This is a genomic window from Lapillicoccus sp. (genome assembly GCF_036559105.1).
In the GTDB taxonomy this organism is placed as follows: Bacteria; Actinomycetota; Actinomycetes; order Actinomycetales; family Dermatophilaceae; genus Lapillicoccus.
Genome location: NZ_DATBTV010000066.1, coordinates 1 through 8,084, shown reverse-complemented (window position 1 = coordinate 8,084; position 8,084 = coordinate 1). Strand labels below are relative to the sequence as shown.

The 8,084-nt window shown below is 71.4% G+C and carries 10 protein-coding genes; 3 read left to right on the top strand and 7 right to left on the bottom strand.

Features of this window, described 5'->3' with window-relative positions:
• The coding region (locus VIG79_RS08870) for an IspD/TarI family cytidylyltransferase (protein ID WP_331884698.1) at positions 1-560 on the bottom strand (560 nt) is incomplete at its 3' end.
• A 21-nt stretch (positions 561-581) separates the two neighbouring features.
• The gene (locus tag VIG79_RS08865; protein WP_331884696.1) at positions 582-1,064 is read right to left on the bottom strand and encodes a CarD family transcriptional regulator; all 483 of its coding nucleotides are present in this window, start codon (positions 1,062-1,064) and stop codon (positions 582-584) included.
• A 230-nt stretch (positions 1,065-1,294) separates the two neighbouring features.
• Between VIG79_RS08865 and VIG79_RS08860 the strand changes: the two genes are divergently transcribed.
• Positions 1,295-1,909: a hypothetical protein gene (locus VIG79_RS08860; RefSeq protein ID WP_331884694.1), complete on the top strand. Its 615-nt coding sequence runs from the start codon at positions 1,295-1,297 to the stop codon at positions 1,907-1,909.
• Positions 1,910-1,955: 46 nt separating this feature from the next.
• Here VIG79_RS08860 and VIG79_RS08855 read toward each other — a convergent pair whose 3' ends face one another.
• Together VIG79_RS08855 and VIG79_RS08850 are read right to left on the bottom strand one after the other, a co-directional pair.
• Entirely contained in the window at positions 1,956-2,639 is a 684-nt protein-coding gene (locus VIG79_RS08855) for a response regulator transcription factor (protein WP_331884692.1), read from the bottom strand.
• Positions 2,636-3,859, bottom strand: coding sequence for a sensor histidine kinase (locus VIG79_RS08850; RefSeq protein WP_331884690.1), 1,224 nt, complete (start codon positions 3,857-3,859; stop codon positions 2,636-2,638). Before VIG79_RS08850 ends, VIG79_RS08855 begins: the two co-directional genes overlap by 4 nt.
• Positions 3,860-4,028: 169 nt before the next feature.
• On the opposite strand from VIG79_RS08850, the gene phoU reads away from it, so the two are divergent.
• Positions 4,029-4,730 carry a phosphate signaling complex protein PhoU gene (phoU, locus tag VIG79_RS08845; protein WP_331884688.1) on the top strand — a complete coding sequence of 234 codons (702 nt, stop codon included), beginning with the start codon at positions 4,029-4,031 and terminating at the stop codon, positions 4,728-4,730.
• Between the two features lie 69 nt (positions 4,731-4,799).
• Here the strand turns inward: phoU and VIG79_RS08840 are convergent, their stop codons facing one another.
• The 3 genes from VIG79_RS08840 to mshA are packed head-to-tail and all read right to left on the bottom strand — an operon-like array spanning position 4,800 to position 7,375.
• On the bottom strand, positions 4,800-5,543 hold the full coding sequence (locus VIG79_RS08840) for a phosphoglyceromutase (RefSeq protein WP_331884686.1): 744 nt from the start codon (positions 5,541-5,543) through the stop codon (positions 4,800-4,802).
• A 9-nt stretch (positions 5,544-5,552) separates the two neighbouring features.
• Entirely contained in the window at positions 5,553-6,074 is a 522-nt protein-coding gene (locus tag VIG79_RS08835; RefSeq protein WP_331884684.1) for a YbjN domain-containing protein, read from the bottom strand.
• A complete protein-coding gene (gene mshA / locus VIG79_RS08830) occupies positions 6,071-7,375 on the bottom strand; it encodes a D-inositol-3-phosphate glycosyltransferase (protein WP_331884700.1) in 1,305 nt (434 codons plus the stop codon). Before mshA ends, VIG79_RS08835 begins: the two co-directional genes overlap by 4 nt.
• A 137-nt stretch (positions 7,376-7,512) precedes the next feature.
• On the opposite strand from mshA, the gene VIG79_RS08825 reads away from it, so the two are divergent.
• Positions 7,513-8,084 (top strand): class I SAM-dependent methyltransferase (locus VIG79_RS08825; protein ID WP_331884682.1); only part of this gene is annotated, 572 nt, incomplete at its 3' end.

The following is an 8,084-nucleotide window of genomic DNA, read 5'->3' as shown; positions in this document are numbered from 1 at the left end:
GTCACCGAGCGGGCGCCGGCCTCCGCGTGTGCGCGCTCCAGGACGTCGCGGCGGAAGCCCTGGGGCGTCTGGATCGCCCGGAGCGAGGCCCGGGGCGGGGTCGCCACGACCGTCCCGGACTCGTCGACCTGCTTGACCGTGTCGACGACCGGGAGTCCCGGGACGACGGCGGGGGCCCCAGCGGCGACCGCGGCCGCCACGTCGGCGAACAGCGCGGACGGCGTCAACGCGCGAGCGGCGTCGTGGACGAGCACCACGTCGACATCGTCCGGAAGGGCAGCCAGCCCGGCCGCCACCGAATCGGGTCGCTCGGCGCCGCCGGGAACCACCCGAACCGGCACCCTCGCATACCCGTAGGTCTCCCGTTCAGCCTCGGTCACGTGACCAGGTGGGGCGACGACGATGACACACGCGACGCCGGGGCAGCCCAGCGCCGCCTCGACCGACCAGGTCAGCAGGGACCGGCCGGACAGCCGGACGAACGCCTTGGGCGTCGCGGCGCCGAACCGCGAACCCACTCCGGCCGCGACGACGATCACCCCGATCCGGGGGTCAGCCATGGCGGCGCGGAGGAGTCGCGGTCAGGAGGCGAGGACCTCGTTGAGGATGGCCTCGGCCTTGTCCTCGTTGGTCTTCTCCGCGAGCGCCAGCTCGGAGACGAGGATCTGGCGAGCCTTCGCCAGCATCCGCTTCTCGCCGGCGCTGAGCCCACGGTCCTTGTCACGGCGCCACAGGTCGCGGACGACCTCGGCCACCTTCATGACGTCACCCGAGGCCAGCTTCTCGACGTTGGCCTTGTAGCGGCGCGACCAGTTGGTCGGCTCCTCGGTGTGCGGGGCTCGGAGCACTTCGAACACCCGGTCCAGCCCGTCCTGGCTGACGACGTCGCGGACGCCGACGAGGTCGCAGTTCTCGGCGGGGACCTGGATGGTCAGATCGCCTTGGGCGACCTTGAGGGTGAGATAGAGCTTGGCCTCTCCCTTGATCGTGCGGGTCTGAATGTCTTCGATCAATGCGGCCCCGTGGTGGGGGTACACGACCATTTCGCCGACCTTGAAAACCATGTGCTGTTTTCCCCTTTCGCGAGGACCAGAATACCACGCGGGCCCGACCACTCACGACTCGACAGCACTCGTTTGCGCAGGTCAGAGGCCTGCAGGCCGCCGAAGGGCGATTGTTGACCTCTTGACAAAGCGGCCGCGGACGTGCAACGCGCGCGGTTCCGGACCGACGACGTACCGACGCCGTCATGTCCGACGGCGCGGTGCCGCACCCTGCCGCTAGGCTGACGCCCGTGCCTCGGCCCGCGACCATCACGCTGCGCGTCAGTCCCCTCACGTCACGCCGTCGGCGACCCGGCCGGCGCTCCGCCGCGGCTCTCGCGGCGGTCCTCGTCGGCGCGACCGGCGCCCTCGCCGCGTGCTCCACGCAGTCGCCGGCGCAGACCACGGTCGAGTACCAGCCGGGCGACGGGATCGACGTCAACATCGGTGACGTGCAGGCCCGCGGGCTCGTCCTCGTGTCGGCGGCCAAGGGCGCGGCCGGTGTCCTGGTCGGCTCGCTCATCAACAGCGGCGGGGACCCGGTGACGGTCACGTTCCTCACCGCCGAGCAGGCCCAGTCGAGCTCGTCGAACGGCCCGTCCATGCAGCTCAAGGGCAACCAGCAGGTCCCCATCAGCGGCATCCAGATCAACGCCGTGGCGGCCGCTCCGGGCGACCTGACCAATATCGTGCTGCAGACCAAGGCCGGTCAGGTGTTCGCCAACGTGCCGATCCTGCTGCCCAACGGCTACTACGCCGGCGCGACGGCGACCGCCGTCCCCACGACCGCCACGGCGACGACCTCCGGCGGGACCGAGACGGCGACGGTCACCGCAACGGTCACGGCGACGACGACCGGCGGCTGACCGTCCGACCTGGCCGACCCGCATACCTCGGGTATGCGGTGTCGCGCTACGCCGCCTCGAACTTGTAGCCGAGCCCGCGCACGGTCAGGATGTGGCGCGGGTTGGCCGGATCCGGCTCGATCTTCGCCCGCAGCCGCTTGACGTGGACGTCGAGCGTCTTGGTGTCGCCGACGTAGTCACTGCCCCACACGCGGTCGATGAGCTGCATCCGGGTGAGGACCCGGCCGGCGTTGCGCAGCAGCATCTCGAGCAGCTCGAACTCCTTGAGCGGCAACGGCGTCGCGACGCCACTCACCGTGACGGTGTGGCGTTCGACGTCCATCCGGACCGGGCCGGACTCCAGGGTCGGCGGGACCAGCTCCTCGGGTTCGGACAGCCGCCGCAGGACCGCCTTGATGCGGGCCAGCAGCTCCCGGGACGAGTACGGCTTGGTCACGTAGTCGTCGGCGCCGAGCTCCAGCCCGACCACCTTGTCGATCTCGCTGTCCTTGGCGGTCAGCATGATGACGGGGACCGAGCTGCGCTGGCGCAGCTGTCGGCAGACGTCGACCCCGGACAGGCCCGGGAGCATGAGGTCGAGCAGGACGAGGTCGGCCCCGTTCTTGTCGAACTGGGCGAGCGCGGAGGGACCGGTCTCGGCCACCGCTACCTCGTAGCCCTCGCGGCGCAGCAGGTACGAGAGGGGGTCGGAGTAGGACTCCTCGTCCTCGACGACGAGTATGCGGCTCACACGTGGGTCGCTTCCTGTGGGGTGGGTGAGGCGAACGGGACCTTGACGGTGTCGTCCGTCTGGCGGGAGTCGGCGTCGCGCTGCCGGCCGACGAGCATGGACGGCAGCCGGAGGGTGAAGGTCGAGCCGCGGCCCGGCTCGGACCAGACGGTGACCTCGCCGCCGTGGTTCGCCGCCACGTGCTTGACGATCGCGAGGCCGAGCCCGGTGCCGCCGGTGGAGCGGGAGCGGGCCGCGTCCACGCGGTAGAACCGCTCGAAGATCCGCTGCTGGTCGGCCATCGCGATGCCCTGGCCCTGGTCGGTGACCGCCAGCTCCACCACGTCGCCCGGGACGGTGCGCACGCTCACGGTGACGCGGGTGTGCGCCTCGGAGTAGGCGACGGCATTGCCCACGAGGTTGCGGATGGCCGTGACGAGCAGCGCGTGGTCGCCCCAGACCGAGCAGTCCTCGCCGGTCACGAGGGCGATCTCGATGTCCTTGTCCTCGGCCGCCAGCCGGGACCGGTCCACGGCCTCGCGGGCCGCGTGGGCCAGGTCGACGGGGTGCGGTTCGCTGAGGGAGGCGGCGACCTGCAGCCGCGAGAGATCGACGATCTCCTGGACCAGCCGGGTCAGGCGGAGGGACTCGACCTGCATCCGCTGGGCGAACCGGGCCACAGCCTCGGGGTCGTCGTGCGCATCGAGGACGGCCTCGGCCAGGAGGGCCAGACCGCCCACCGGGGTTTTCAGCTCGTGGGAGACATTGGCGACGAAGTCGCGCCGGATCTCCTCGAGCCGGCGCGACTCGCTGCGGTCGTCGACGAGCAGCAGGACGTGCTCCGAGCCCAGCGGCGCGACGCGGGCGCCGACGACGAGCCCCGGTCGACCGGCCGGACCCTTCGGCAGCTCCAGCTCGACCTCGCGGATCACGCCGTCTCGCCGAACCAGCCGAGCCACCTCGAGCAGCTCCGGCTGGGTGAGGTCCTGCGCTCTGACCAGCCCGTTCGCGACCGCGGCCGGCGAGTTGTTCACGACGGAGTCGGCCGAGTCGAGGACGATCCCGCTGGACCGCAGCACAGCGAGGACGTCGGCGATGCCGTCGGGAAGTGCGGACGGGTCCTCCGTCGGCGCCGGCACCCGGTGCTGCAGGCGCTCCGAGAGGCGCACGGCATACACGGCGATGCCCGAAAGGGCGATCCCGCCCATCGCACCGAGCGTGGCAGCGGTCGTCACGTCCACCCCTCCAGGGTAGGTGGGCGAGCGAGCAGTCCCGACCGAGGACCCTCCGCCGCCGCACGGTGACGGACAATGTTCACCACAGTGGTGACAACCGTTCACCTGCGCCTGCGAACCTCGCGCTGGCTCCGGACGGGAGGGGCCACCCTGCAGATCAAAGGACTTAGGCCGTATGCGTGACGCCTTCCACGACGACCTCGACAAGATCACCGACCAGCTGGTCGAGATGACCCGCCTGGCGGGCTCGGCCGTCTCCCGGGCGACGACGGCCCTGCTCGACGCCGACGTGCACCTCGCCGAGACCGTCATCGCGGCGGACGACGAGCTGGACACGATCAGGACCGAGCTCGACGCCCTGTCGATCGACCTGCTGGCCCGCCAGCAACCGGTCGCCACCGACCTGCGCATCGTCGTCACCTCGATGCGGATGAGCTCCGACCTCGAACGGATGGGCGACCTGGCCCGGCACATCGCCAAGGTCGCTCGGTTGCGGTACCCCGACAGCGCGGTGCCGCCGGCGCTCTCGGCGCACATCCTCCAGATGGGCCAGATCGCGGAGCGGATCGTCGCCAAGGCCGGTTCGGTCATCGCCTCCATGGACTCCACCGCGGCGCTCAGCCTGGAGCAGGACGACGACGCGATGGACGAGCTGCACCGCCAGCTGTTCGACGCGATCCTGCACGACAAGACCGACCTCCCGCGGGAGACCCTGGTCGACCTGACCCTGCTCGGGCGCTACTACGAGCGGTTCGCCGACCACGCGGTCTCGGTGGCGCAGCGCGTCGTCTACCTGGTGACCGGGGAGTACCGCAGCGAGCTGGACCTGCCAGAGCTCGACCACGAGGAGCAGGAGGACTCGCGGGTCGCGCTCTGAGCGGGTCCACGGCTTCCGGTGGAGGTATATCCGAGCGCCCTAGCGCTCGGATATACCTCCACCGGAAGTTCAGCGGCCCTGGTTCGCCACCGCGGCAGCGGCCTCGGCGGCGGCCTCCGGGTCGAGGTAGCGGCCGCCCGGGGTAACCGGCCGGAAGTCGTCGCCGAGCTCGTAGACCAGCGGCATACCGGTGGGGATGTTGAGCGCCGCGATGTCGTCGTCGCCGATCCCGTCGAGATGCTTGACGAGGGCGCGGAGCGAGTTGCCGTGCGCCGCGACGAGAACCACCTTGCCGTCGCGTAGGTCCGCCTGGATCTCGTTCTCCCAGTAAGGGATCATCCGCGCGACGACGTCCTTGAGGCACTCGGTCTCGGGCATGTCGGCACTGAGTCCGGCGTAGCGCGGGTCACCCGCCTGGCTGTACTGGTTGTCGGCCGAGATCGGCGGCGGCGGCGTGTCGTAGGAGCGGCGCCAGAGCATGAACTGCTCCTCGCCGAACTGCTCCATCGTCTGCTTCTTGTCCTTGCCCTGGAGGTCGCCGTAGTGGCGCTCGTTGAGCCGCCAGTGGCGGCGCACCGGGATCCAGTGCCGATCCGCCGCGTCGAGGGCGAGGTTCGCCGTGGTGATCGCGCGCCGCAGCACCGAGGTATGGACGACGTCCGGCAGCAGCCCCTCGGCGACCATCAGCTCGCCCCCGCGGACCGCCTCCGCGCGCCCCTTGTCGGACAGGTCCACGTCGACCCAGCCGGTGAAGAGGTTCTTGGCGTTCCAGACGCTCTCACCGTGGCGGAGCAGCACGAGGGTGTAGGTCATGCGATCACCCTATTGGCCGGGCTGATCCTCCAAGAGGTGCCGGAATGCCTCGAGGTTCCGGGTCGACTCACCCCTCGAGATGCGCCAGGCCCACTCCTTGCGCATCGACGTGAGGAAGCCCAGCACCAGCAGCTCGTTGAACGGCGAGTCGGCGGCCTCGAGGACCACGCCGAACAGCTGGTCGAGGTAGGCGGCGTCGACCGCGGCGGTGGGGACCTCGCCCTTGACGTAGACGTCGCCGGAGGTGTCGACGGCGTAGGCCAGACCGGGCATCCGGAGGTTGCGGCGCAGCAGGTGTCGGTAGAACGCCTCGTGGTTCTCGTCCGGGTTCCGCACGACGAACGCCGACACCGACGTGTAGCGATCCCCGACGAGGAGCGAGGCGACGGTCCGCAGCTTCTTCTCACCGGGCAGCGACACGACGAACTCCCCCGGACGGCCGCCGAGCTCCCACTCGATGCCGGCGTCGTCGAGGTATGCGTGGACCGCCGCCTCCGCGTCAGCCGCGCATGGCCCCGGCTCCCGGGTCACGGGATCAGGGCCGCCGGCGCGTGGACCACTTCGTCGAAGGGGTCCATCGGGGTGAGGGTCCGGACCTTGCGGGCTTCGGCATACACCTCGAGAAGGCGGTCGGTGGTCGCCCCCCAGCCGAACTCCTGGGCGTGGGCGGCGGCCCGCCGTCCGAGGTCGCTGCGCCGCGCGGGGTCGACGAGCAGGGACTCGACCGCGGCCGTCCACTCCCCGATGTCGTGGCCCTCGACGAGCAGTCCCGTGTCGCCGACGACGATGGGCAGGCCGCCGACGTCGGCGGCGACGACCGGGGTCCCGCACGCCTCGGCCTCCAGCGCCACCAGCCCGAACGACTCGCTGTGCGAGGGCATGAGGACGAGGTCGGCGGCGCGGTACCACTGCGTCAGCTCGGGCCGGGAGACCGGCGGCACGAACCGGGTCTGGGCCTCGACCCCGAGCTCGGCGGCGAGCGCCTCGAGGTGGCCGGAGCGGGCGAGGCCGGAACCGCTGGGGCCGCCGAGGACCGCGAGCGTCAGACCGTCGTCGCGCCAGTCGGGGTGCCGGCGGAGCAGCTCGGCACCGACGCGCAGCAGCACGTCGGGCCGCTTGAGGGGCTGGATGCGGCCGACGAACAGCAGGACCCGCGCGCCATCCCGGAGGCCGAGGGCCTTGCGGGCCGCGCCCCGGTCGCCGGGCGTGAAGGTCGCGAGGTCGACACCGGGAGTGACGACGCGGACCTTGCCGGGGTCGGCGTCGTAGAGCTCGATGAGCTCCTCGGCCTCCCCCTCGGTGTTGGCCACGAGCCGGTCGGCGGCCTCGACGACCTGGGCTTCGCCGATCTCGCGGCCCGGGGGCTCGGGGCTGTCGTCGGTCGGCAGGTACAGGTTCTTGACCCGGGCCATGGTGTGCATGGTGTGCACCAGAGGGACCCCCCACCGGTCGGCGGCGAGCCAGCCGACCTGGCCGGACAGCCAGTAGTGCGAGTGGAGCACGTCGTACCAGCCCTCGGGCCGAGCCGCCGCCGCGCGCATGACGCCGGCGGTGAAGGCGCAGAGCTGGCCGGGCAGGTCCGCCTTGCTCAGCCCCTCGTAGGGGCCCGCGGTGATGTGGCGCACCGAGACGCCCGGGACCATGTCGACGATCGGGGGGACGGCGCCGGTGGTGGCCCGGGTGAAGATGTCGACCTCGACGCCTCGGGCGGCCAGCTGCTTGGCGACCTCGGCGACGTAGACGTTCATGCCGCCCGCGTCGCCGGTACCGGGCTGTTCGAGCGGTGACGTATGGACACTCACCATGGCGACCCGGCGGATCTCGTCATCCACACTCACCACAGCAGCGTATGCCGCCCCGCTGTTCCCGCTTCCAGACCTCCGTTGTTGTGAGTTTCGGGCGTCTCACGGTGCCGAAACCGGTAACAACGGGCGTCTGGAAGCGGGGTGGGGCGGCATACCCTCCCGGTGTGGCGCGAATCCGGCCGGTCGGCGTCGTGACCCGGGGCACCACCAACCCGAACCGGCTGCGCCGTGTGGACCGCTGGCTGGCCGACGTCGAGGGGTGGCGGTTGCGGGGCGCGGCCGAGCCGCCCGTCGTCGTGGACCTGGGCTACGGCGCCTCCCCGGTGACCGCGCTGGAGCTGCACGACCGGTTGGCGCGGGTCCGAAGCGACGTCCAGGTCGTCGGGATCGAGATCGACCCGGAGCGGGTCCGGGCGGCCCGGCCCCTGGCGCGGGCCGGTCTCACGTTCGCGCTGGGCGGGTTCGAGGTACCGCTCGGCGATGATCGACGCCCCACGGTCGTGCGCGCGTTCAACGTGCTACGGCAGTACCCGGAGGACGAGGTCGGCTCCGCCTGGGACCTCGTGCGCGGCCGCCTGGCTCCGGACGGCCTGTTGGTCGACGGTACCTGCGACGAGGTCGGACGCCTGGCGTCCTGGGTCGCGGTGGACGTCGGTGGCCCGCGGAGCCTGACCGTGTCGATGCGGTTGCGCGGCCTGGAGCGCCCGTCGACCGTCGCGGAGCGGCTGCCCAAGGT